At 65.1% G+C, this 873-nt stretch carries 1 protein-coding gene; it reads left to right on the top strand.

Features of this window, described 5'->3' with window-relative positions; translation table 11 throughout:
• Positions 1–44: 44 nt before the first annotated feature.
• A partial coding sequence (rplB, locus tag AC5RWT_RS37860; RefSeq protein ID WP_494084687.1) for a 50S ribosomal protein L2 occupies positions 45–873 on the top strand: 829 nt, incomplete at its 3' end.

The following is an 873-nucleotide window of genomic DNA, read 5'->3' as shown; positions in this document are numbered from 1 at the left end:
GTCCGCTTTCTTAAGCGGAGACCACTTTAACGAGGAATTGAATTATGGGAATCCGTAAATACAAGCCGACTACACCGGGCCGTCGCGGCTCGAGCGTGGCCGACTTTGCTGAAATCACGCGATCGACGCCGGAAAAGTCGTTGCTGCGCCCGCTGACCAAGTCAGGCGGCCGTAACAACTCCGGCAAGATCACTACCCGCCACAAGGGCGGTGGACACAAACGCCAGTACCGTCTGATCGACTTCCGTCGCCACGACAAGGACGGCGTGCCCGCCAAGGTCGCTCACATCGAGTACGACCCGAACCGCACCGCGCGGATCGCCCTGCTGCACTACGTTGATGGCACCAAGCGCTACATCCTGGCTCCGGCCAAGCTGAAGCAGGGAGACACGATTGAGGCCGGCGCCAGCGCCGACATCAAGCCGGGCAACAACCTGCCGCTGCGCAACATCCCCGTTGGTACGGTCATCCACGCTGTGGAGCTGCGTCCGGGCGGCGGTGCCAAGATGGCCCGCTCCGCCGGTGCCTCCGTGCAGTTGGTAGCCAAGGAAGGCAAGTACGGCCAGCTCCGTCTGCCCTCCGGCGAAATCCGCAACGTTGACGTGCGCTGCCGCGCAACCGTCGGCGAAGTGGGCAACGCCGAGCAGTCCAACATCAACTGGGGCAAGGCCGGCCGCATGCGCTGGAAGGGCGTTCGCCCGACCGTCCGCGGTGTGGCCATGAACCCGATCGACCACCCGCACGGTGGTGGCGAGGGCAAGACCTCCGGTGGCCGCCACCCGGTCAACCCGAACGGCAAGCCCGAGGGCCGCACCCGCCGCCCGAACAAGGAAAGCGACCGCCTGATTGTGCGTCGCCGTCGTACTGGCAAGA

The sequence above is a fragment of the Arthrobacter sp. Dra40 genome, assembly GCF_059091905.1.
Note: the sequence above shows the minus strand (reverse complement) of the source record. Positions and strands in the feature narration are given on the sequence as shown.